Source organism: Granulicatella sp. zg-ZJ, from assembly GCF_010892355.1.
Taxonomy (GTDB): domain Bacteria; phylum Bacillota; class Bacilli; order Lactobacillales; family Aerococcaceae; genus WM01.
Map to the genome: position 1 here is coordinate 1 of NZ_WNJY01000017.1, position 22,460 is coordinate 22,460.

Sequence of the window (22,460 nt, forward strand, 5' to 3'; positions counted from 1 at the left end):
TATTTTAATCATACAACACCATTCTCAGTGGCAGAAAAAGAATGTGAAAAAGGTAGTGAATGGTTAATGCCATTCACTACCAACATACTCACTATTTCTCTCCACCAACACAATTTGACGAAGAGCCGATATATTTTGAATAGTATTTTCATTTGGATAAGACTCCATTTTTTTACTACCTACATATAGAGATAGTTCACTACTTACTAAATAATCTTTATCTGATAGGTTTTTGACGTCATATATTACTTTTAAAACACGTTCAGGATTTGATTTATCAAATTGATTACGTTGATCCGTAAATTCTGCACTTTTTATGGTGATTTCAGCAACACCTTCAAATGTAATGGTATCACCTATTTTATATGATTTTTTAGCAGCCATAGTTGTTGTCGTTGTATTTTCTACTTTTGTGGTGTCTTTTTGATTATCTTTTTGTACTGTTTCTGTTTTGCTAGAAGTATCTTTTTGCTTATCTTTTGCTAATTGTGAACCAATTCCTCCAATAATAACAAGTGCGCAAACAATAATAAACTATTTACTTTTATAAAAAGGTTTCTGTTTCTTTCTTTTATTGTATAACGCTTTTCTTGATGTAGTCATAATCCTATCTCCTTTTCATGTTATTATAATATTATGTTGTATGTATATTATATTGAGTTTGGAATACTTAGTCAATGTTTCATTCAACAAGATAGACTAATATGTTTCATCTACTAGTTTATTTGATGAGTAACAATAATAAAAAACCGATACATGTATTTGTGTCGGTTCTTTATGTTATGCTCAGTCTTGCTCGGTTAGGAGAAAGATAAATGATTAACGGCGTTTTTTGGGACAGATTTCACAGCCGATGCCGTCGCCATCTCTATCTAAATGTTTAGCATATCCGGGTTGTCCTGCGTAAATGGGAGCTTTTCCTGCTTCACATACATCTTTGCAATTACGATAATAAACATTAGTTTGTGTTTCTTCTTGAACTTCTTGAGTTTCTTCGGTTTGAGGAGGCACAATATTTGTTTGTCCACTGTTCGTATTTTGAGAGGGTTGTATATTATTTGATATGTTTTGTTTCGTTTTGTTTTCTTTTGTATGATGTGGTGTATTTGATTCAGTATTTTCTGTATCGCTCGCATGATGCGTAGTACTTTGTGTAGTCGTTGTCATTTGTGTTGTTGTTTTGGAAGTAGTCGTGGTTGTGCGATGTGTTGTTGATGTTGATATTGTCGTATTTATTTCAGATGTCTTTTCTATTGTCTTTTCTGTTTTTGTTGTGTTATCGCAACCTGAACATACTAAGCAGTATGAAAGAATAGCCGCAAAGATTATTTTTCGTCCCATAAAATCTCTCCTAATATGATAAAGATACCGCTTACTTGTTCTTTATGATACAACTTTTAAACATTACTTGCAAATGTAAAATAGACGATTTTTCATGTTGAATATGATAGAATAAACATGATATCTATATAAAATGAGGTAGATGACATGAATGAATTAGGATATAAAGCATTAAACTCTATACAAGATAACCAAATGGAACTAACAGTACAATTATTTCAAAAATCAGTATTACAAGCTATGAGTGATAATGAAGAAAGTGATGCGTATGATGTTATTGTTTCTTTTGCACAACTAGGGTTTGTGGAACATGCAATCGAAAATTGTGAGCATGCCTATCAACTTTGGGAAAGTGAAGATTGGTTATTATTGTTAGCCGAATTAAAAGTGGAGATAGATGCTTTAGATGAAGCACTGGAGCAGTTATTGATGATACCTGAGCAGTCACCATTGTATGTTAATGCTTTGTTAATGATTGCTGAGATTTATCAAATTCAAGGTGTGTATGAGGTTGCACAGTATAAATTAGAATTGGCAAAAGATATGATGCCAAATGAACCAATTATTGATTTAGCATTGGCAACCTTGTATCAATTTATGGGAGAACACCAAAAAGCGTTACAACACTATGAAGTGGTACTACAACAAGAAGATGAGTATGATATGGTGGATATTTATTATAAAGCAAGTAAGTCATTGATTGCTTTAGGAGAATTTGAAGAAGCAATTTCGTATTTAGAAAAAATAGATATGACAAATCATCATTCAGAATCGTTATTTGAGTTGGCATTATCGTATTATCAGCTAGAAGAATATGAGCGGGCATTAAAATGGTTTGATGCTTTATTAGTGAGAGATCCAGACTATTTATCAGCACATTATTATATGGCAGATGTGTATACAAAATTAAAACAGTTTGATAAAGCAAAAGCGTTATTAAGAAAAGCGTTGAAAGAAAATCCTTATCAAGCAGCGTTATACATACAATTATATCAGATTGAAAAAGATATTGACGTTTTAAAAGAAGCGATTGTATATGTACCAGATGATATTCAAGTACAATTATTATATGCACATCGTCTAAAAGAGTTGGAAGATTATGAAGAGCTTGTAGCGTATGTGGAACCATTATTGACAGATGAGGAAGATAGTGAGTTGTATTGGTTACTAGCCTATGCTTACGGTAAGCTAGAAGATGATGATAAGGCACAAAAATATTATGAGTACGCCTATCCAATCTATCAAGAAGAGATTACTTTTTTACAAGAGTATGCATTATATTTACGTGAAATTGGTCAGCGAGATAAGGCAAAACAGATGATTGCTAAAATTAAGCAATTAGATCCTTTGTGGGAAATATATTAAGGAGATTATATGTTAAAACACCATTTATTTCAACAAGCATTACCTGTTCTTGAGCAAATCGAAAAAGCGGGTTTTGAAGCGTATTTTGTCGGCGGTTGTGTGAGAGATGCTTTATTAGGAAAGGATATTTCTGATGTGGATATTGCCACGAGTGCTTTTCCACAAGAAGTGAAACATATTTTTAAAAAGACAGTAGATGTTGGTATTGAACACGGAACAGTAATGGTGTTATTTAACGACAACACTTATGAAGTGACGACGTTTCGTACGGAGTCAACGTACCAAGATTTTAGACGACCAGATAAGGTAGAATTTGTACGTTCTCTTGAGGAAGATTTAAAACGACGTGATTTTACAATCAATGCATTGGCAATGGATAGACGAGGTCATTTGTATGATTTTCATAACGGGCAAGTTGATTTACATCATCAGTGTATTCGTGCCGTGGGATGTGCACATGAACGGTTTCATGAAGATGCGTTACGTATGATGAGAGCCGTGCGTTTTGCTGGGCAACTAGGATTTGAGATTGATGATAAAACGCAAGAGGGTATTGAAAAAAATGCACATCTATTAAAGAAAATAGCCGTGGAACGTATTCAAGTGGAATGGGAAAAATTGATGATGTCTTCGTTTAAAAAGAATGGGATTGATATATTTCTTAAAACAGGGTTATATAGATATTGTCCAGAATTTGCTGAACATAAAGATGCGTTACAAAGATTGGGAAATGATGTATTCGTACTTGAGACGGATGCTATGTATTGGACAATTTTATTATACTATATGGGTATCAAAGATACAGATGCTAAACAAGTATTAAAAAGTTGGAAATTATCCAATCAACTAATTGATGATGTGAGCATTTTGTTACGTATTTTGTTTTTTAGAAAAGAAAGAGATTGGACGGTTGATGATTTGTTCCAAATCGGGAAAAGATTGTCTGTTCAAGGAGAAACATTGGCATATTTATTATGTTTGACATCAGAAAAAACAGAGGTGGCAGACTTGTATGATGCTTTACCTATAAAAACTGTAAAAGATTTAGCGTTAAACGGTAAAGAAATTATGGCATTGTTACAACAAGAAACGGGTGGAAAATATTTAGGAGAATTGATTGAGAAAATACGTGTGAATGTATTGCATAGTGTGTTGGAAAATAATAAAGAGGAACTAACACGTTTTGTGAAAGAAAATCGTGAGTAAAGACATGAGTGTGAGGTGCTTATGAAAATAAATAGTCAAGTATTGAAACAACGTGTGCAATCTATCAATGCTTTTTTGAAAAAGTATCATGTGATAAAATGGGCAGTATTTATCATGCTTTGTATCAGTTTTGTTTTTAGTAGTTATCTTTTGTTTTTAGCACGTACAACAGATGTAAAAGCGTTAAAAGCCGGGTTGGAACAAACGACAAAAGTATATGATTTACACGATCAAGAAGCGGGGGAATTGTTTAGTCAAAAAGGGACATATGTTCCTTTAGAACAAATTTCTGAGAATATTGTTAATGCCGTTATTTCAACTGAGGATAAACGTTTTTATGATCATCAAGGCATAGATTATATGGGTATTGCGCGTTCTTTGGTAGGTTTTGTCACACATGGGTTTAAGCTAACTGGTGGTGGCAGTACTTTAACACAACAATTAGCAAAAAATTCATATTTAACGCAACAACAAACGTTTTTAAGAAAAGCTCAAGAAATTTTTTTGGCTTTGGAAATCGAAAGACACTATACCAAAGATGAAATTTTAACGATGTATTTAAACCACGCTTATTTTGGACATGGAGTCTGGGGAGTTGAAGATGCCTCGAAAAAATATTTTGGAAAGTCGGCAAAAGATATTAGTGTTTCAGAAGCAGCAGTCATTGCGGGGATGTTAAAAGGTCCGGGATACTACAATCCGATTGATCATGAAGATCAAGCAAAAAATAGACGAAATACAGTATTGCAGTTAATGGCTGATAATGACAAGATTTCAAAGGACATTTTAGATACAGTTTCTCAAGAACCGATTGTATTAAAAGATGCCTATGAAACGGCAACATCTTATAAATATCCTTATTTTTTTGATGCGGTTATTCGTGAGGCAAAAGAAAAGTATGGCTTAGATGAGGAAGATATTTTAACGAAAGGTTATAAAATATACACGACATTAGATCAGACATATCAAGATCAATTAGACAATGCGTATGCAAGAGGAGAGTTATTTCCAAATGCAGATGATGGCACACTTGTTCAAAGTGCTTCGATTTTAGCTGACCCAACAACAGGCGGTGTTATGGCGTTGATTGGGGGACGGGGAAATTATGTGTATCAAGGATTTTCACGTGCGACACAGATGTATCGTCAACCGGGTTCAACATTAAAGCCTTTAGTAGTGTATACACCAGCTTTAGAAAATGGATATACACCAGAATCGATGATGATTGATGAAGAATTATCATATGGAACAGATAACTACACGCCTAAAAACTGGGATCATCAAACAGTAGGTACATTACCGATGTATCAAGCATTAGCCTTGAGTAAAAACACTAGTGCTGTTTGGCTATTGGATAAAATTGGTCTAAAAAAAGGAATTGATAAATTGTATCAATTTGGTATCGAAACAGAAAAGGCAGATCATTATCTGGGTATTGCTTTAGGTGGAATGACAAAAGGAGTAACTCCTCTTGCTTTAACAAGTGCATATACAGCTTTTGCTAATAAAGGTGTTCGACAAGATGCTTATTTTATTCGACGTATTGTTGATGCGACCGGAGCGGTAATTGTGAATAAAACGCATACCGATAGCCAGCGTGTGATGAGTGAGAAAATTGCTACAGATATGACACGTATGATGTTAGGTGTTTATACAAGTGAGGGGACAGGTCAAGTACGATTACCAGCTGGGTTACAAATAGCAGGTAAAACAGGCACAACTGAGTTTGCCGATAAAGGCGTACAAGATCAGTGGGCTGTTGCTTATACACCTGATTTTGTGTTTACTTCGTGGATGGGATTTGATAAGACAGATGATACACATCATTTAAGTATTGACTATCAAAATAGCATTCACCCATTTTTTAATGTTGCTGTGAATAATATCATTGCTGTTTCACCAAAAACATCTTTTGAAACAACATCTATCCAATCTGAAAAGCAAGCAGAACAAGAACAGAAAAAACAAGATTGGTTAAGTGGTGTGAAAGATTTGGGAGAAACATTGAAAAAAGGTGCTGAAAATTTATGGAATGGTGTTATTGATTTTTTCAATGGGAAAAAATAAAAACGTCATACCTCGACATCTGAAGGTGTCAAGGTATGACGTTTATTTTCGGCTCTATAATAAATCGTGTTGGTGGAGAGCTTTTTTTGCTACTAAAAAGAAAAAACGCATTGTAAGACAATGCGTTTTGCTGTGTGATTAAACACGTTCAACTTTTCCAGATTTTAATGCACGAGCTGAAACCCAAACTTTTTTAGGTTTACCATCTACTAAAATGCGAACTTTTTGTAAGTTAGCTTTCCAAGTACGACGTGAAGCGTTCATCGCATGAGAACGTGAGTTACCTGTTTGACTTTTACGTCCAGTAACGAAACATTGTTTAGCCATTGTCTTACCTCCTTTGTCTGTTTAACTGTGAAGAGTATCAAACTTACATTCACATACTCCAATAATTTAGCATATATCGAAAAAAAATGCAAATAGAAAACAATAATTTTTGCTCTTTTTATTTGTAATTATAGTTTAATTATGCTAGAATTTGCAAAAGAAAAACCTTTAATATCGTCCGAGAGACGATCAAGGCAAAAAAGAATGAATGGATTGTTGCATTTGCCTTGATAAACAGTATCAAGGCATTTTGGTTTTTCAATAATAAAAAGGAGCCGAAAAAAATGACAGAAGTAATTGTTGCATTTGATGTATCAACACAAGAGGAATTAGCCTCAATGTTAGATATGTTTCAAGAACCTATTTATGTAAAAATTGGTATGGAGGCAATGTACCGCTTTGGAGCAAGTTTGTTAACACCAATTAAAGAAAGAGGGCATAAAATTTTTTTAGATTTAAAATTACATGATATTCCAAATACCGTGTATCACGCAATGAAACAATTAGCAGCCTTGCCTGTTGATATGATCAATGTACATGCCGGTGGTGGTATTGACATGATGAAAAAAGCTGTTCAAGCAGTCAAAGAAATCAATCCGAATATATTGTGCATTGCTGTAACAGTCTTAACGTCTTTAGATGATAAGGTTGTCACAGATGAATTATTATTAAATCAAGGACTAGAAAAAACAGCCTTACACTATGCTAAAAATGCTAAAGAAGCAGGTATGGACGGGGTAGTATGTAGTGTTCATGAAGTGGAAAAAATTCATGAAGTATGTGGTACTGATTTTTTATGTGTCACACCGGGTATTGCACTGTTAACAACACAAAAAAATGACCAAAAACGTATCGCAACACCACAATATGCCAAAGAAAAAGGCTCTGATTATATTGTTGTCGGTCGTGCTATTACAACAAGTGAAAATCCTTATCAAACATATAAACAAATTAAAGGAGATTGTGATCATGAGTAAAGATATAGCACAAATACTATTGGATACACAGGCAGTTTTTCTATCGGTAGAAAAACCATTTACGTGGGCAAGTGGTATTCAATCCCCTATTTATTGTGATAATCGAAAAGTATTGGCTTTTCCAAAAGAAAGAGAAACTATTAAACAAGCATTTTTAAATATTTTAAAAGAATATGACTATGATGCAATTATTGGTACAGCGACAGCTGGTATTCCAATGGCAAGTATATTAGCAGATGCAACAAATAAACCATTAGGTTATGTAAGAAGTAGTAAAAAAGACCATGGTAGACAAAATCAAATTGAAGGATTTTCGAAAGAACACAGTAAAGTGATTGTCGTTGAAGATTTAATTTCAACGGGGAAAAGTGTGCTAAAAGTTGTAGATGCATTAAAGGAAGCAGGTATAGAAGTCATTGCTGTTATTGCTATTTTTAGCTATAATATGCACTTATCACAAGAGCAATTTAGTGCATCAGGTGTGTCATACCGTGTGTTAAGTGATTTTAACACATTGATGCAACTTGCTTTAGAACAAGGCATGATTACCTCTCAACAAGAAAAACAGTTAAAGAAATTCCAAAAAAATCCTCAAAATAATGAATGGATACAAGCGTAAAGTTAGTAAGCAAAAGCAATATGATGATATGTTGTTTTTGCTTTTTCTGTTTATTTTTTGTGTTTTTAGAACATTCCTCCCTTTGATTTATAAAGCTTATTTTTGTATAATGGATAATAATGAAAGATGTTCTACAATTTATGTAGCACAATAAGAAAGCAAAGAGGTCATATTCATGATATATCAAGATGATAGTTTAGCGTTACACACAGATTTGTATCAAATTAACATGATGCAAACATATTGGTTAGAAGGAATTGCAGATAAACGTGCAGTTTTTGAAGCGTATTTTAGAAAAGCACCTTTTTCAAGTGAATATGCAGTATTTGCTGGGTTAGAACGATTGGTTCAATATATTCAAGGGTTACATTTTTCAGATACTGATATTGCATATTTAAGAGAGCAAGGACAGTATTCTGAAGAATTTTTAGACTATTTAAAAGCGTTTAAATTTAATGCAACAATTCGTGCACCTCATGAGGGTGAAATTATGTTTGCCAATGAACCATTGGTACAAGTTGAAGGAAGTTTAGCAACGTGTCAGCTAATTGAAACAGCCTTATTAAATATTTTGAATTTTCAAACACTCATTGCCACAAAAGCATCTCGAATACGTACAGTTTGTGGAAAAGATGATACTATTTCAGAATTTGGAACACGTCGTGCACAAGAAATGGATGCAGCAATTTGGGGAACAAGAGCAGCTTATATAGGTGGATTTGATTCGACAAGTAACATTAGAGCAGGTAAAATTTTTGGTATTCCAATTACGGGAACGCATGCTCATGCACTTGTACAAGCATATCGAAATGATTATGATGCATTTAAAGCTTATGCTCAGACACATAAAGATGTTGTTTTTTTAGTAGATACATACGATACATTACGTTCAGGTGTACCAAATGCTATCAAAGTAGCAAAAGAAATGGGAGATCGTATCAACTTTTTAGGTGTTCGAATTGACAGTGGAGATATGGCGTATACCTCTAAAAAAATTCGTGAACAATTAGATGAAGCAGGATTTCCAAATGCTAAAATTATTGCATCGAATGATTTAGATGAAAGAACGATTTTAAACTTAAAAATGCAAGGTGCAAAAATCAATTCATGGGGTGTTGGAACACGTTTAATTACAGCGTATGATCAGCCAGCTTTAGGTGTTGTGTATAAATTGGTTAGTATTGAAGATGAGAATGGCAATATGGTAGATACAATGAAAATTTCAAGCAATGCTGAAAAAGTGTCAACGCCAGGTAGAAAACAAGTCTGGAGAATTACACGTAATAGCGATGGAAAATCTGAAGGAGATTATATTGCATTATGGCATGAAAGACCAGACTTATTAGAAGAATTGTACATGTTTCATCCTGTACATACTTATATCAATAAAACGGTTAAAGATTTTACAGCACGTCCATTGCTTCATGATGTATTCGTTGATGGTCAATTAGTGATTGATTTACCTACTTTAGAAAGTGTTAAACAATATGCAGAACAATCGCTTAATCATTTATGGGACGAATACCGTCGTATTTTAAATCCAGAAAAATATCCAGTCGATTTATCTACAACATTGTATGAACAAAAGATGACCAGTATCGAAGAGATAAAAAAACGTGTCAAAAAACAAGTAAAGGAGGTGAACTAATGCGTCCATTACAACAAAATATTATTGAAACATTAAAAGTCAATCCGATAATAGAGGCTCACGATGAGATAAGGCGTAGTGTTGATTTTTTAAAGCGTTATTTATTGAAAAATCCTTCATTAAAAACATTAGTATTAGGGATTAGTGGTGGGCAAGATTCCACACTAGCAGGAAGATTATCACAGTTGGCTGTCGAGGAATTAAGACGAGAAACTGGAGATAATACATACCAGTTTATTGCTGTGAGATTACCTTATGGCATACAAGCCGATGAAGATGATGCACAAAAAGCATTAGCATTTATTTGTCCAGATAAAGTGATGACAGTTAATATTAAAGATGCTGTCGATGCTACACAAGCAAGTTTAGAAATATCGGGTGTCGTGATTAGTGATTTTAATAAAGGTAATATTAAAGCAAGACAACGTATGATTGTGCAATATGGAATTGCTGGTGCTACGCATGGCGTTGTAGTTGGTACAGATCATGCAGCAGAAGCAGTTACAGGTTTTTATACAAAATTTGGAGATGGTGGAGCAGATATTATGCCGTTGTGGCGATTAAATAAACGCCAAGGAAGACAACTATTGCAATATTTACAAGCAGATGAAGCTTTATATTTAAAAATACCCACAGCAGATTTAGAAGAAGATAAACCATTACTTCCAGATGAAGTTGCTTTAGGTGTTACATACGAAGATATTGATGATTATTTAGAAGGAAAAACCATTTCTGAAGAAGCTGCTGAAAAAATTGAATACTGGTATATACGTAGTCAACACAAACGTCAAATGCCATTAACGGTTTTTGATAATTAAAATATATTTTATTGGGTGGGAAAAATTATGGAAAATAATAATACAAATAATATAGTAGAAAAAATAAAAACGTATGTGATGTCAAATAAGAAAAAAGTAGGCATTATTTCAGGGATTGTCATTGTATGTTTGATTATCATGACAACTGTATTATCTGGACCAATTAGTGTGATAAATGATGTCAAACCGGAGTTTTCTGGTTATGATGGAAGTGGAACGTTAAGCTATAATGAAAAAGAAATTCGTCAAAAAGTGGAAGCTGCTGTTTTGAAAAAATATGGTGCTTCACAAGCAGATATTGATAACACATTACAAGGGGATATTACAAAAGTATTATCTAATATTTTTTCAAATGGGAAAAAATATTTAGAGATACAAAGTGTTTTATCAAGTATCTCTTATAAATTTGACAAAACAAAAGAATTGAAAAATGGCGATAAAGTCATGTTTACAATTAGTGCAACAGATAAAAATGCACCAATTCGACCTGAGAAAAAAGAATTTGTTGTGTCTGGATTGAAAGATGTTCAAAAAGTAAGTGCAGAAGATGTTGTCAAAGATAGTAAAATAAATGTAACTGGTTATAATGGTTTCGGTTCTTTAGAGTACAATCAAGATAAAGTAACGCTTGTATCTAGTAAAAATAAATCTTTCTCAAATGGTGATAAATTAACATTTAAAATAAATGATTACTATATTACTGGAATGAAAAAAGAAGGTAAAGTTGTAACAAATGGTACAGATGAAACGACTGTAACGGTTGAAGGTTTAAAAGAAGTTACCGATATTACGAATTTAAATACACTTATTGATAAGATTGATGATTACGCAAAAGCTGAAAATAAAAATGTACCTGAAAGTAGTTATGAAAAGAAAAAAGAATTTGTACTTGAAAGAGCAACAACATTCTTTAAATACTCAACTTCAAACTATAATTCAACAGATACAATGAATGTGGTCAATATTTATAAAATTACAGAAACAAAAGGTTCTGATACAAAAACATATTATAAAGTATATGGATATACAGTTAAAGTATCCGTTTCTGATAATCAGCTTATCTTAGCCGATTTAAGCAACAATAAATACAGTCTATATGATACATTTGAAGATTTAGAGTCTGCTAAAGTAAGTTTAAGATCTTCTGATTTTGTAGAATACACAAAAAAATAACGTTAAATCCCCTACGCAAACCGCTTAGCTGGTTTGCGTAGGGGATTTCGATTAAACGTATAGAAAAATTGAAAAGTACATAAATCCTGCACCTAACATCACAAATAGATGCCAAATAACATGCATAAATTCGATTTTTTTCATATTGTAAAAAATAGTACCGATTGAGTAACTGATACCACCTAATACAAGAAGTAAAATACCATTAAATCCAATTGCTTGATATAAGGGAACAATGAGTAAAAGTGAGAGCCACCCCATACCTAAGTATAAGATAGAAGATAATAGAACATTTTTACCGATGTTAAAGCATTTTACAATAATACCGATAAGGGCAATTATCCAAATGATGAAACACATCAACCATCCTTGTGTACCTTTGACAGCTAATAAACAATAAGGTGTATAAGAGCCTGCAATCAGTAAATAAATGGCAGAGTGATCAAAAACACGCATGATTTTTTTTGCTTTTGTAAATGAAAGGCTATGGTATAAAGTTGAAAATAAAAAGAGTAAAATAAGTGTTACACCGTAAATAGTATAGGAAATAATGTTTAATGTACTGATATGTATCCCTTTTACAATTAAAAAAATAAGTCCTATGATACCTAAAAGTGTGCCAATTCCATGAGTAGTAGCATTGAAAATTTCAGCAATAAGTGTTTTTGTTTCCATTTTGTGCATAAACGTTCCTCCTATATGAAGATAAAAGTATTTTACATAGAACTTTTAAATGAAATTTGTTATAATGAAACATATCATTTATTATAAAGCAATTTCAATAATAAAGAAACAAAATACAATCGATGAGGTGACTTCATGTCAAAAATTAAAATTGTAACAGATTCAATTGCTAATTTAACAGATGAAGAAATAAAGGTGTATGATGTACACATTGTAAATCTAAATGTGTTAGTAGACGGTGTGTCGTATATAGACAGTGATGAAAAAATTGCTAAAGAAACATTTTATCAAGTGTTAAAGGAAGCAAAAGAATTACCTAAAACAAGCCAACCATCTATTGGTACATTTTTAGATGTATACGATAGTTTTGAAGACGGTACAGAAATTATCTCTATTCATGTAGCGTCATCGTTGAGCGGTACAGCAAGTGCGGCTCAACAAGCAGGAGACTTGTCTAAAAATCATGTTACAGTGATTGATAGTGAATTTGCAGATAGAGGCCAAGCTTATCAAGTTATTGAGGCTGCAAAATTGGCACAAGCAGGTGCTTCTAAAGAAGAGATTTTAGAAAAAATTAAAGATGTTAAAGAAAAAACAACATTATATATTAGTGTGTTTTCGTTAGATAATTTAGTCAGAGGAGGACGTGTTAGTCGTGCCAAAGGTTTGTTGTCTAATTTATTAAATGTTAAAGTGATTTTTGAATTTAAAGATGGTGTATTAACACCAATGCAAAAAGGCAGAGGTTCAAAATCTATTCAAAAATTTTTAGATGAACAAGTATATCCAAAATTGGAAACATTAACGGTTAAGGAATGCTCTTTATCATACGTTTGTTTGACAGAATTTCTTCATGAGCAAATCGACAAATTAAAATCCATGTTCCAAGAACAAGTATTACATATAGGATTTACTGTTCCAACTGTATGTATTCATACTGGAGAAGGTGCTTTTGCCATGATGTATTATCATGACTAAAAAGATAGATAAACAGTTACAAAAACGTGGATGGAAATATGCCTTTTTATCTCTGGCATGTGTCAATCTACTAGTTGTTGCATTTTTGTTTTATGCTATCTCTAAACCAGCAGATATGGTCGTTAGAGAAAAAACAGGAGTCGCTGCTTCTAATAGTAAAATTCAAACAACATTATCGTTAAATAAAGCAGAAGTAGAAACGATTTTTTCATCATTTGTATCAGGAAATCAACAAAATGAATATGTATTGACACTTGATGATAAAATGCACATCACTGGAAAAGTTTCTATTTTAGGTATTCAGACTACTTTTGAATTAGTGGGTATGCCTTATCCAACAGAAAATGGTAATTTACAAGTAAAAGTTGATACTATTAGAGTAGGACAATTAAATATGCCTTTAAATGTTGTTTTAGGTATTATTGGACAACAGGCAAAAGATATTCTTTCAGTAGATGCGAAAAATCATGTGTTATATATTGAATTGGCATCGAAAGAATGGAAAAATGGTGTCGTTGTGAAAGTGAAAGCTTTTGATATTGAAAAAGATGAGTATATCTTTGATGTGAGTGTACCGAATGAAACCATTTGGCATTTATTACAACAGCATAAAGGAGAGTAGCATGTATCGTTCGTTTTATCAGTTTATGTTAACGTACGCAGATCCATATAAAAAAGATAAACAAACAGCCTTTGCCAATGTCGTATCAAACGATATTGGATTTCCAAAGCATGCTGAAGATTATGACACTATTGTGAATTATGTTGAATTAACAGATTTATATAGTAACTATTTAACTATATTTGATGAATTATGGGAAACTTATATGCAACGAAATCAAATGATTTAAGAAAGAAGGAAAAAAGAATGAGTATACATATTGCAGCAAAACCAGGAGATATCGCAGACATCGTATTATTACCAGGAGATCCGTTACGTGCAAAATTTATTGCCGAAACATTTTTAGAAGATGTGGTACAATACAATACAATTCGTAATATGTTTGGCTATACAGGTACTTATAAAGGAACACGTGTATCTGTTCAAGGAACCGGAATGGGTATTCCGTCTATGATGATTTATGCGAATGAGTTGATTACACAGTATGGTGTAAAAACATTGATTCGTATTGGTTCAGCAGGTGGTATGAATCTTGATGTAAAAGTACGTGATATTGTATTTGCACAAGGTGCAACGACAGATTCAGGTATTTTAAATCATATTTTTGAAAATCAAGTATCTTTTGCGGCGTTATCAAACTTTGCTTTATTAGACAAAGCATACCATACAGCAGAACGTTTAGGACATCATAATATTCACGTCGGAAATATTTTGTCTTCAGACCGTTTTTACAATGCAGAATTAAATACAAAAAAATTAGCTGATTATGGTGTATTAGCTGTTGAAATGGAAGCAGCAGGTTTATATGCTTTAGGTGCTCAACATCATGTACAAACATTAGCAATGGTAACAATTAGTGACCATTTAATTACAGGAGAAGAAACAACAGCACAAGAACGTGAGCAAACATTTACAGCAATGATGGAAATTGCATTAGAAACAGTAGTAAAGTAGTGTGAACCATGGAAGAAGAATTTTTAGAAGAAAAAGAAATACAAACAGGTCATGAAAAGAAAAAAGGTACCATTCATTTATCTGTTTCAAAATTCATTATGATTTTATTGGTAACAGTTTTAGGTTCTGTTGGCATTACGTGTGCAGCAATGATTGCTAGTGCACAATTACAAACACACATGTTATCGAGTACATCAAATTTACCGCCAAAATTGATTGAAGGACTATCTAAAAGTTATACATTATTGAAAAACGCCTATATGGGTGATTTAGATGACCAAAAATTGATTGATGGGGCATTAAGTGGTTTTGTTTCAGGTGCAGAAGATACATATACAACATATTTGAATGAGAAAGAATTCTCTGCATTGATGCAAGCAACAGACAGCACATTAGAAGGTATTGGTGTCGAAGTAGAACAAGTAGGTGAGTATATTCGTGTGGTCAGTCCTTATGGAGAATCTCCAGCAGCAAAAGCAGGTCTACAAACAAATGATTTATTTGTCGAAGTCAATGGAGAAAACATTGTAGGGAAATCTATTTCAGAAGTTGTGACTTTAATTCGTGGTAAAAAAGGAACATCTGTGACGCTGAAAATGAAACGTGGTAATAGTGAGTATACAGTATCTGTGGTTCGCGATAAAATTTCATTAACGACAGTCAAACATGAATTAGACAAAACCAATCAAAACGTCGGTATTGTCCGCATTTCATCTTTTGCCAAAACGACGTATGATGAACTTGTTGAAGCAGTAAAAGATTTAAGAACAAAGGGTGTAACATCGTTTGTTATAGATGTTCGTTCAAATCCTGGAGGTTTATTAGACTCTGTTCAAAAAATTGTGAATATGTTTGTAGAACCAAATAAAGTTATCTTTGAAATGGAAAATAAAGCAGAAGGTATTCAAAAAGTATTCTCTAGTGAATCTTTAGGTAGTTTCAAAGTAACAGAACCTATTACAATCTTGATTGATAAAGGTAGTGCTAGCGCATCAGAAATTTTTGCGGGAGCGTTATCTGATTTAGGACGTGCAAAATTAGTTGGTGAAACAAGTTTTGGGAAAGGAACTGCTCAAACAGTTCAACAATTATCAGCAGAAACAGGTATTAAAATCACGTATTCAAAATGGTTAACACCTAATGGTACTTGGGTACATAAAGCAGGTATTAAACCAGATTATGAAGTTGCTTTACCAGAATATAGTAAATTGTCGTTTATCAATCCAGATGATATACATCAGTCTGGCGAATCTTCTGATAGTGTGTTAAATATACAAAAATTATTACGTGCATTAGATTATGGTGCTCATTTGACGGGTACATACGATGAGGAAACTGTGCAAGCAGTGAAACAGTTCCAAAAATCTGCTCAATTAGAAGAAACAGGTGTTGTTTCTGGTGATACAACAAGAGCACTGCTAAAAACATTACGCGAGAAAATTATACAAAACGATACACAACTACAAAAAGCTGTAGAATTATTAAATGAAAAATAGGAGGAATTATGTCTGAAGAAGTTGTTTTAAGAAAGAAAAAGAAAAAATCAGCAAATAGACTAAAAGAAAATATCCTATTTGTGTTGTATATTTTAGGGGCATTGGCGTTGGCGATGGTATTGAAAGCGTATGTGATTACGTCTATGAGTATTGTAGGGCATTCCATGTCACCGACTTTAGAAACCGGTCAAACAGTTGTTGTATATAAATTAGGAAAACCAAAACGTTTTGATATTGTCACATTAAAAGCTCCTGACGGTGCTATGGAAAATGGGCAACGTAAAGTTTATATTAAACGTGTTATTGGATTACCCGGAGATGAAGTAGAATATAAAAACGATACTTTATATATTAATGGAAAACCTTATGATGAACCATATCTAGCGAATTTAAGACAATCTTTAGGAGAAGGTCAAACACTAGAGCCAAATAGAACCTTGAAACAAATATTAGATAGTGTTAAATTAACAAACTCGACCTTACCGGAAGAAAATACGACTCTCGTACAAAATGAACAAGGAAAATACGTCATTCCAGAAAATCATTATTTTGTTTTAGGAGATAATCGTTTAAATTCTAAAGACGGAGATGAGTTTGGTTTAGCAAATGCTAATTTATTAGAAGGCACGGCGATTTTCAGATTTATGCCACTAGATAAAATTGGTCCGTTAAAATAATTATAAAAAACTGATTAAAGGTCAATCTTTAGTTAAATAAACGTTCAAAAGCCCTTGCAATCAACTTATGCAGTATGTTGATGGCAAGGGCTTTTAGTGTATCTGAAAAGGTTTTCTTTGAATAATTTTTATATATTTATATTATTTATGATAAAATATACAAAATATTTGTGTTGTAGAAAATATTTCTAAAGAGGAACTACTAGATTTATTAAGAAAAATTATATATAATGAATAAGTAGAAAGAAATTGGAGGGTATCAAAATGAAAGATGCATTAGGTATGGTAGAAACAAAAGGTTTAGTCGGAGCAATTGAAGCAGCAGATGCTATGGTTAAAGCTGCTAATGTGACACTAGTCGGCAAAGAACAAATCGGTGCTGGATTAGTAACAGTTATGGTTCGTGGTGATGTAGGTGCTGTTAAAGCTGCAACTGATGCAGGTGCTGCAGCTGCTGAAAACGTTGGGGAATTAGTATCTGTTCACGTAATCCCACGTCCACATTCAGAAGTTGAAGTGATTTTACCAAAAAAATCAACTGAAAACTAATCTAAATTAACCTTTGGTTTTTCCCTCAATACCGTTAAGGTATTGAGGGATTTTTCATTTATTGATTGGTGTTAATGTAAAAAAAGCATTAGCACTTTTTTGTGCTATATTATCTCGTATTTTATATAAATTGTTTCTTTTTGATATTTTTTGTATGCGTTATCAGAAATGTGTTGACATCCTTTGTCACTAGTGGTACTATCACTTTATAAAGTTGTTCAACCAATTTTATATTTTGTTAGACAAATTATCCGAGTAATGACATTGAGAGAAAATGAGAGGAGGCACTATATTGTTATGTATCTAAACAATGTGATTTCATTGGATAATAAAAAACTTAGAGGAGAATAATTATGTCAAAATCTTTAAAAATGGTCTATAAAGTGGTAATTGCATTATTGGTTGTGGTATTAGCAGCGTGTTCTTCACAATCAAGTGAGAAAACGGATACAAAAATGATGTCTGATAAAAATGAAAAATCATCTGTACGAGTAGGCGTTGTATTTACGACTGCTGGATTAGGGGGAGAGTCGTTCAATGATTTAGTATTTGAAGGTGTAAAACGTGCTAAAGATGACTTAGGCGTTGAGTTTGATTATGTAGAACCAAAATCTGTTTCTGACCAAGAAATTACATTAGATGAAATGGCAAGTTCTGGTAAATATCAACTTGTTATTGCTGTAGGATTTGAACAAGTTGACGCTATAAAAGTGGTTGCTAAAAATTATCCAGAACAAAAATTTGCTTTAATTGATGCTCAAGTGGATTTACCAAATGTTTCTTGTTATGTATCACGTGAAGAAGAAGGTACTTTCTTATTAGGTGCATTGGCAGCGCTTGTAAAAAAAGAAGGTACTCTTAATATGTTGAATAAAGAAAAAGTAATTGGTTTTATTGGTGGTGTTGAAAGTCCTCTTATCAATAAATTTGCAGCAGGATATACAGCAGGTGCAAGATATGTTGATAAAGACTTAACTGTATTAGTTGATTATGCAGGTAGCTTCAATGATCCATCTACAGCAAAAGTTATCGCAGAAACAATGCACAGTAAAAATGCAGATATTGTTTTCCATGCAGCAGGTGCATCAGGTATGGGATTATTCCAAGCAGCTGAAGAAAAAGGATTTCTTAGCATGGGAGTTAACTCAAATCAAAATAAAATTAAACCAGACTATATTATGGCAAGTATGTTGAAATTAGCAAATCAAGCGTCTTATGAAGTGATTAAAAGTGTTGTAGAAAATGCTTATAAACCTGGTATTAATACACTTGGTTTGAAACAAGAAGGTGTTGGTATTACATTAGATAAAAGTAATATCAAAGTATCTGAAGATATTGTGAAAACAGTTGATGACATTAAGAAAAAAATTATTGATGGTTCAATTGAAGTGCCTACTGCATTAGATAAAGTAGACAGTTTTGTTGAGAGTCATCAATTAGGAAAATAACAGAACCTCTCGTGTAAAGGAGGAAATAAAATGGCTTATGCTATTGAATTAAGAAACATTACAAAACAGTTTCCCGGAGTATTGGCAAATGACAATATTACTTTAAAAGTTGAAGAAAATACAGTCCATAGTATTTTAGGAGAAAATGGTTCAGGGAAATCAACATTGATGAATGTTTTATTTGGATTACATAAAGCTGATCAAGGTGAGATTTATATCAATGGACAAAAAGCTGTCATTCACAATCCAGAGGATGCCTATAGATATGGTGTCGGAATGGTACATCAACATTTTATGTTGGTAGAACAAATGACTGCTTTGGAAAATATTATTTTAGGAAAAGAAGTCGGTAACTTTTTTATTGATAAAGAGCAATCTTATAAGGAAGTCAGTGCATTAGTTGAAAAATATGGTTTCCAATTAGATTTGAATGAAAAAGTTGCGAATTTATCTATCGGTATGAAGCAAAGGGTAGAAATATTAAAAACATTATACCGAGGTGCTGATACTGTAATATTAGATGAACCGTCTGCTGTATTGACCCCACAAGAAGTATTAGAATTATTCGATATGATTCGTTCATTAAAAGAAAAAGGAAAAACAATTATTTTTATCACACATAAACTTAATGAGATTATGGAAGTAGCCGATACAATTACGGTTATAAGACGTGGTAAAGTCATCACGTCTATTGATAAAAATAGTACAAATACGGAAAAATTAGCGAATGCTATGGTGGGACGCGATGTCACGATTATTCAGTCGGTTGAACAAGAGATACAAGGTGATGTCGTGTTAGAAGTGAATGCGTTACCACTATTATCTCATACGAATAAAACAGTGTCATTTTCTATTCGAGCAGGTGAAATTTTTGGTGTAGCAGGTGTTGAAGGAAATGGACAACTTCAATTAGAAGAGTCAATTGTCGGATTGATTAAATCATCAGAAAATCAAGTGATGTTTCATCAACAAGATATTGGTCAATTAAATCCGGCTTCACGGAAAAAATTAGGGATTGGATATATTCCATCAGATCGCTTTAAACGTGCTATTTTACCAGATTTTTCTGTTTTAGAAAATATTCTATTAGGTTTTCAAGATAGTGAGCCGTTTGTGAAAAATGGAGTTATCCAAGAAAAAGAATTGTATAAGTATAGCAACGAATTGATCGAAAAATTTGATATTCGTTTACCAAATGCATCTGTACCAATTAAAACATTATCTGGTGGAAATCAGCAAAAAGTTGTTGTTGCCAGAGAAACGAGTAGACATCCTAAATTAGTAGTGGCTTGTCAACCAACTCGTGGATTAGATGTTGGTGCTATTGAGTTTATTCATGAAACATTATTAAAACTACGTGATGAAGGAAAAGCGATTTTACTCATTTCGGCTGAATTGACAGAAGTCATGAATTTAAGTGACCGTATAGGTGTGATGTTTGAGGGAGAATTCCAAGATATTTTAACGCGTGATGCATTTGATCAAGAGCATATTGGAAATCTTATGGCAGGAAATAAGAAAGTAGGTGAATCATCATGACTAAAAAAACATTTATGAAATATTCGATATGGTATGACTTATCAGTATCTTTATTTGCGATTGTTGTGGCATTAGTCATTGGTGCTATTGTTATTGCTGTTATGGGAGAAAATCCTGTTAAAGTTTATCAATCATTGCTAGCAGGAGCATTAGGTAGCCCTCGTGATATTGCCAATACAGTAAGTAAAACTATTCCGCTCATTTTTACAGGTTTAGCTGTTGCTGTAGGTTTTAGAAGTGGTGTTTTTAATATTGGGGCAGAAGGGCAATTAACTTTTGCTGCTATGGTATCTGTTATCGTTGCTTTAGCCATGCCAAATATGAGCCCGTTCATTGCTTTACCAATTATTTTTATCTCTGGTATTTTAGCAGGAGCATTGATCGGTGCTATTTCAGGTGTTTTTAAAGCTGTATTTCAAATAAACGAAGTAATTGTTGCGATTATGTTGAATTATATCGTTAAACATTTTACATCATTTTTAGCAAACGGTCCTTTAAAAGCGCCTGGTACTGTGGCACAAACAGAAATGATTGCTGAATCATTTCAATTACCAAAATTGTTACCAAGAACACAACTAACAAGTGCTTTATTTATTGCTTTAATTGTTGTAGCAGCTATTTATATTTTATTATGGAAAACAAGTATTGGTTATAAAATTCGTGCTGTAGGTTCTAATAAATCAGCTGCACAAGCAGCAGGAATAAATAGTAAAGCAACTATGATTTTTGCTATGGCACTTAGTGGAAGTATCGCTTCTTTAGCAGGTATTACCGAAGTGTTAGGAAAGCAGTATCGTTTCATTGAAGGATTTTCTCCTTCGTTTGGCTTTACAGGAATTGCAGTTGCTGTTTTAGGGAAAAATAATCCTCTTGGTGTTATTTTATCAGCTTTCTTATTTGGTATTATGGATAATGGTGCTTTGAGAATGAGCCGTGAAACAGCTGTTTCAAGTAGTATTATAGTGGTTATTCAAGGTTTGGTTATTTTATTCATTTCAGCACCTAAAATTATTAGTTTTGTATCGAAAAGAAAGGAGATGATTAAAAAATGAATCATGTCACATTTGTACTCGATATTTTGTATCTTGCTATTCAACTATCTATTCCCATTGTATTAGGTGCTTTGTGTGGAACTATTGCGGAACGTAGTGGTGTTATTTTACTTGGTGTAGAAGGATTGATGTTATTTGGTTCTTTCTTTGGTGTATTAGGCGTATATTTAACAAATAATCCTTGGATAGGTGTCATAGCCTCTATTGTAATTGGTGGATTGATGGGATTATTGTATGGTGTATTTGTTTTACGTTACCGTGCCCAACAATCAGTTGTAGGTGTTGGTTTTAATTTTCTAGGAAGTGGTGTAACGGCTGTATTATTAAAAATGATATGGGATGCAGAAGGATTATCAACAACTGTTCAAACTGTTCCAACAGTTACTATTCCTATTTTGAGTGATATTCCGTTTATAAACCGTTTGTTCTTAGATCAAAGTCCATATTTGTACTTTATGGTTATCATTGTCGCAGCGACATATATTATCATGTATAAAACAAAAGTTGGTCTACGTTTACGAGCAATGGGAGAAAATCCTTATGCAGTACAAACAGCAGGTATTTCTGTAAATCGTTATCGCTATATTGCGTTGATGATAAGTGGGATGATTGCAGGTCTTGCCGGTTCTTTCTTATCTATTTCACAAAATAATTTATTTGTAACAGATATGGTTGCCGGAAGAGGATTTATGGGATTAGCGGCAAATATTTTTGGTGGATGGCATCCACTAGGCTCACTAGGTGCAAGTTTTATTTTCTCAACAGCGCAAGCAGTGCGTTTTAAATTAGTTGATGCAAGTATTCCAACGCATTTAATATCGCTTTTACCATATATGACGACATTATTTGTATTGTTAGTCGTTGGATTAAAATCAAAAACACCAACAGCTCCAGAGGGACTTGGAAAGTTGGTGGACTAA

Annotated in this window: 23 protein-coding genes; 19 read left to right on the forward strand and 4 right to left on the reverse strand. The window is 33.0% G+C overall.

Annotated features, from left to right (window positions below; translation table 11 throughout):
• Positions 1 to 63: 63 nt before the first annotated feature.
• Positions 64 to 384: a hypothetical protein gene (locus GMA11_RS05740; RefSeq protein WP_163546270.1), complete on the reverse strand. Its 321-nt coding sequence runs from the start codon at positions 382 to 384 to the stop codon at positions 64 to 66.
• A gap of 435 nt (positions 385 to 819) precedes the next feature.
• On the reverse strand, positions 820 to 1,341 hold the full coding sequence (locus GMA11_RS05745) for an excalibur calcium-binding domain-containing protein (protein WP_163546271.1): 522 nt from the start codon (positions 1,339 to 1,341) through the stop codon (positions 820 to 822).
• 147 nt (positions 1,342 to 1,488) lie between these two features.
• On the opposite strand from GMA11_RS05745, the gene GMA11_RS05750 reads away from it, so the two are divergent.
• From GMA11_RS05750 to GMA11_RS05760, 3 genes are read left to right on the forward strand one after another with little or no spacing between them, the layout of a single operon-like run.
• Complete coding sequence (locus GMA11_RS05750; RefSeq protein WP_163546272.1) at positions 1,489 to 2,706, forward strand: tetratricopeptide repeat protein; 1,218 nt, start codon at positions 1,489 to 1,491, stop codon at positions 2,704 to 2,706.
• 9 nt (positions 2,707 to 2,715) lie between these two features.
• Positions 2,716 to 3,912: a CCA tRNA nucleotidyltransferase gene (locus GMA11_RS05755; RefSeq protein ID WP_163546273.1), complete on the forward strand. Its 1,197-nt coding sequence runs from the start codon at positions 2,716 to 2,718 to the stop codon at positions 3,910 to 3,912.
• Between the two features lie 21 nt (positions 3,913 to 3,933).
• The gene (locus GMA11_RS05760; protein ID WP_163546274.1) at positions 3,934 to 5,979 is read left to right on the forward strand and encodes a PBP1A family penicillin-binding protein; all 2,046 of its coding nucleotides are present in this window, start codon (positions 3,934 to 3,936) and stop codon (positions 5,977 to 5,979) included.
• Positions 5,980 to 6,117: 138 nt separating this feature from the next.
• On the opposite strand, the gene rpmB is transcribed toward GMA11_RS05760, so the two are convergent.
• Complete coding sequence (gene rpmB / locus GMA11_RS05765; protein WP_163546275.1) at positions 6,118 to 6,306, reverse strand: 50S ribosomal protein L28; 189 nt, start codon at positions 6,304 to 6,306, stop codon at positions 6,118 to 6,120.
• A 284-nt stretch (positions 6,307 to 6,590) separates the two neighbouring features.
• Here rpmB and pyrF point away from each other — a divergent pair, with 284 nt between their 5' ends.
• The 5 genes from pyrF to GMA11_RS05790 all read left to right on the forward strand — a co-directional run bounded on the left by pyrF (position 6,591) and on the right by GMA11_RS05790 (position 11,541).
• Positions 6,591 to 7,283 carry an orotidine-5'-phosphate decarboxylase gene (gene pyrF / locus GMA11_RS05770; RefSeq protein WP_163546276.1) on the forward strand — a complete coding sequence of 231 codons (693 nt, stop codon included), beginning with the start codon at positions 6,591 to 6,593 and terminating at the stop codon, positions 7,281 to 7,283.
• Positions 7,276 to 7,902 (forward strand): orotate phosphoribosyltransferase, encoded by a 627-nt coding sequence (gene pyrE / locus GMA11_RS05775; protein WP_163546277.1) that lies wholly within the window; start codon positions 7,276 to 7,278, stop codon positions 7,900 to 7,902. Before pyrF ends, pyrE begins: the two co-directional genes overlap by 8 nt.
• Positions 7,903 to 8,077: 175 nt before the next feature.
• On the forward strand, positions 8,078 to 9,550 hold the full coding sequence (locus tag GMA11_RS05780) for a nicotinate phosphoribosyltransferase (protein ID WP_205422905.1): 1,473 nt from the start codon (positions 8,078 to 8,080) through the stop codon (positions 9,548 to 9,550).
• Positions 9,550 to 10,368, forward strand: coding sequence for an ammonia-dependent NAD(+) synthetase (gene nadE / locus GMA11_RS05785; RefSeq protein WP_163546278.1), 819 nt, complete (start codon positions 9,550 to 9,552; stop codon positions 10,366 to 10,368). Before GMA11_RS05780 ends, nadE begins: the two co-directional genes overlap by 1 nt.
• Before the next feature lie 27 nt (positions 10,369 to 10,395).
• The gene (locus tag GMA11_RS05790) at positions 10,396 to 11,541 is read left to right on the forward strand and encodes a hypothetical protein (RefSeq protein WP_163546279.1); all 1,146 of its coding nucleotides are present in this window, start codon (positions 10,396 to 10,398) and stop codon (positions 11,539 to 11,541) included.
• Between the two features lie 51 nt (positions 11,542 to 11,592).
• On the opposite strand, the gene GMA11_RS05795 is transcribed toward GMA11_RS05790, so the two are convergent.
• Positions 11,593 to 12,225 carry a hemolysin III family protein gene (locus GMA11_RS05795; protein WP_163546280.1) on the reverse strand — a complete coding sequence of 211 codons (633 nt, stop codon included), beginning with the start codon at positions 12,223 to 12,225 and terminating at the stop codon, positions 11,593 to 11,595.
• Positions 12,226 to 12,360: 135 nt separating this feature from the next.
• Here GMA11_RS05795 and GMA11_RS05800 point away from each other — a divergent pair, with 135 nt between their 5' ends.
• The 11 genes from GMA11_RS05800 (at position 12,361) to GMA11_RS05850 (ending at position 22,460) form a co-directional block, all read left to right on the forward strand.
• Complete coding sequence (locus GMA11_RS05800; RefSeq protein ID WP_163546281.1) at positions 12,361 to 13,203, forward strand: DegV family protein; 843 nt, start codon at positions 12,361 to 12,363, stop codon at positions 13,201 to 13,203.
• A complete protein-coding gene (locus GMA11_RS05805) occupies positions 13,196 to 13,825 on the forward strand; it encodes a YpmS family protein (RefSeq protein WP_163546282.1) in 630 nt (209 codons plus the stop codon). Before GMA11_RS05800 ends, GMA11_RS05805 begins: the two co-directional genes overlap by 8 nt.
• 1 nt (position 13,826) lies before the next feature.
• Positions 13,827 to 14,054 (forward strand): YozE family protein, encoded by a 228-nt coding sequence (locus GMA11_RS05810; RefSeq protein ID WP_163546283.1) that lies wholly within the window; start codon positions 13,827 to 13,829, stop codon positions 14,052 to 14,054.
• A gap of 17 nt (positions 14,055 to 14,071) precedes the next feature.
• Positions 14,072 to 14,779, forward strand: a complete 708-nt coding sequence (gene deoD, locus GMA11_RS05815; RefSeq protein WP_163546284.1) for a purine-nucleoside phosphorylase — start codon at positions 14,072 to 14,074, stop codon at positions 14,777 to 14,779.
• A gap of 8 nt (positions 14,780 to 14,787) precedes the next feature.
• Positions 14,788 to 16,275, forward strand: coding sequence for a S41 family peptidase (locus GMA11_RS05820; protein WP_163546285.1), 1,488 nt, complete (start codon positions 14,788 to 14,790; stop codon positions 16,273 to 16,275).
• An 8-nt stretch (positions 16,276 to 16,283) separates the two neighbouring features.
• Positions 16,284 to 16,952 carry a signal peptidase I gene (gene lepB / locus GMA11_RS05825; protein WP_163546286.1) on the forward strand — a complete coding sequence of 223 codons (669 nt, stop codon included), beginning with the start codon at positions 16,284 to 16,286 and terminating at the stop codon, positions 16,950 to 16,952.
• A 264-nt stretch (positions 16,953 to 17,216) separates the two neighbouring features.
• Entirely contained in the window at positions 17,217 to 17,501 is a 285-nt protein-coding gene (gene pduA / locus GMA11_RS05830) for a BMC domain-containing protein (RefSeq protein ID WP_205422906.1), read from the forward strand.
• Positions 17,502 to 17,854: 353 nt separating this feature from the next.
• On the forward strand, positions 17,855 to 18,949 hold the full coding sequence (locus GMA11_RS05835; RefSeq protein ID WP_163546287.1) for a BMP family protein: 1,095 nt from the start codon (positions 17,855 to 17,857) through the stop codon (positions 18,947 to 18,949).
• Positions 18,950 to 18,979: 30 nt separating this feature from the next.
• Entirely contained in the window at positions 18,980 to 20,488 is a 1,509-nt protein-coding gene (locus tag GMA11_RS05840) for an ABC transporter ATP-binding protein (protein ID WP_163546288.1), read from the forward strand.
• Positions 20,485 to 21,540 carry an ABC transporter permease gene (locus GMA11_RS05845; protein WP_163546289.1) on the forward strand — a complete coding sequence of 352 codons (1,056 nt, stop codon included), beginning with the start codon at positions 20,485 to 20,487 and terminating at the stop codon, positions 21,538 to 21,540. Before GMA11_RS05840 ends, GMA11_RS05845 begins: the two co-directional genes overlap by 4 nt.
• Positions 21,537 to 22,460, forward strand: coding sequence for an ABC transporter permease (locus tag GMA11_RS05850; RefSeq protein WP_163546290.1), 924 nt, complete (start codon positions 21,537 to 21,539; stop codon positions 22,458 to 22,460). The genes GMA11_RS05845 and GMA11_RS05850 overlap by 4 nt, the downstream gene beginning before the upstream one ends.

Coding starts and splice junctions, on each gene's coding strand:
- nadE (WP_163546278.1), top strand. CDS start 9,550: ATGCGTCCATTACAACAAAATATTATTGAAACATTAAAAGTCAATCCG.
- pyrE (WP_163546277.1), top strand. CDS start 7,276: ATGAGTAAAGATATAGCACAAATACTATTGGATACACAGGCAGTTTTT.
- pduA (WP_205422906.1), top strand. CDS start 17,217: ATGAAAGATGCATTAGGTATGGTAGAAACAAAAGGTTTAGTCGGAGCA.
- GMA11_RS05740 (WP_163546270.1), bottom strand. CDS start 384: ATGGCTGCTAAAAAATCATATAAAATAGGTGATACCATTACATTTGAA.
- GMA11_RS05755 (WP_163546273.1), top strand. CDS start 2,716: ATGTTAAAACACCATTTATTTCAACAAGCATTACCTGTTCTTGAGCAA.
- GMA11_RS05820 (WP_163546285.1), top strand. CDS start 14,788: ATGGAAGAAGAATTTTTAGAAGAAAAAGAAATACAAACAGGTCATGAA.
- rpmB (WP_163546275.1), bottom strand. CDS start 6,306: ATGGCTAAACAATGTTTCGTTACTGGACGTAAAAGTCAAACAGGTAAC.
- GMA11_RS05835 (WP_163546287.1), top strand. CDS start 17,855: ATGTCAAAATCTTTAAAAATGGTCTATAAAGTGGTAATTGCATTATTG.
- GMA11_RS05780 (WP_205422905.1), top strand. CDS start 8,078: ATGATATATCAAGATGATAGTTTAGCGTTACACACAGATTTGTATCAA.
- GMA11_RS05850 (WP_163546290.1), top strand. CDS start 21,537: ATGAATCATGTCACATTTGTACTCGATATTTTGTATCTTGCTATTCAA.
- GMA11_RS05790 (WP_163546279.1), top strand. CDS start 10,396: ATGGAAAATAATAATACAAATAATATAGTAGAAAAAATAAAAACGTAT.
- GMA11_RS05750 (WP_163546272.1), top strand. CDS start 1,489: ATGAATGAATTAGGATATAAAGCATTAAACTCTATACAAGATAACCAA.
- GMA11_RS05800 (WP_163546281.1), top strand. CDS start 12,361: ATGTCAAAAATTAAAATTGTAACAGATTCAATTGCTAATTTAACAGAT.
- GMA11_RS05805 (WP_163546282.1), top strand. CDS start 13,196: ATGACTAAAAAGATAGATAAACAGTTACAAAAACGTGGATGGAAATAT.
- GMA11_RS05845 (WP_163546289.1), top strand. CDS start 20,485: ATGACTAAAAAAACATTTATGAAATATTCGATATGGTATGACTTATCA.
- GMA11_RS05795 (WP_163546280.1), bottom strand. CDS start 12,225: ATGCACAAAATGGAAACAAAAACACTTATTGCTGAAATTTTCAATGCT.
- pyrF (WP_163546276.1), top strand. CDS start 6,591: ATGACAGAAGTAATTGTTGCATTTGATGTATCAACACAAGAGGAATTA.
- lepB (WP_163546286.1), top strand. CDS start 16,284: ATGTCTGAAGAAGTTGTTTTAAGAAAGAAAAAGAAAAAATCAGCAAAT.
- GMA11_RS05760 (WP_163546274.1), top strand. CDS start 3,934: ATGAAAATAAATAGTCAAGTATTGAAACAACGTGTGCAATCTATCAAT.
- GMA11_RS05840 (WP_163546288.1), top strand. CDS start 18,980: ATGGCTTATGCTATTGAATTAAGAAACATTACAAAACAGTTTCCCGGA.
- GMA11_RS05810 (WP_163546283.1), top strand. CDS start 13,827: ATGTATCGTTCGTTTTATCAGTTTATGTTAACGTACGCAGATCCATAT.
- GMA11_RS05745 (WP_163546271.1), bottom strand. CDS start 1,341: ATGGGACGAAAAATAATCTTTGCGGCTATTCTTTCATACTGCTTAGTA.
- deoD (WP_163546284.1), top strand. CDS start 14,072: ATGAGTATACATATTGCAGCAAAACCAGGAGATATCGCAGACATCGTA.